Source organism: Flagellimonas flava (assembly GCF_050617915.1).
In the GTDB taxonomy this organism is placed as follows: Bacteria; Bacteroidota; Bacteroidia; order Flavobacteriales; family Flavobacteriaceae; genus Flagellimonas; species Flagellimonas flava_A.
In genome coordinates this window covers 1-228 of record NZ_JBODQE010000266.1, presented here as the reverse complement: position 1 = coordinate 228, position 228 = coordinate 1, and the positions used below count along the sequence as shown (strand labels likewise).

Here is a 228-nt window from a genome sequence, read left to right as displayed (position 1 = left end):
GGATTACCTTAACTAAAGAGGACTTAAAACAACTCACAACTTTTTTACGTCAAAACGAAAAGTCTATTCTAAAAACAGATCAAAAGATACGTGACTGTTTTAAACGTATTAATGTAGCCGTGAATAAAGATAAGAACGGTACGAATGCCTCTAGGATACGACTTCTTGTGAATTATTTGCTCATTTTAATTCTAGATTTACTGAAAACAGAAGATATCGTACTTAACG

1 pseudogene is annotated in these 228 nt (G+C 32.0%); it reads left to right on the top strand.

The annotated features are described in order from the left end of the window. Positions 1–228: pseudogene (locus ACRHOZ_RS21790) on the top strand (AraC family transcriptional regulator); the annotation flags it as partial.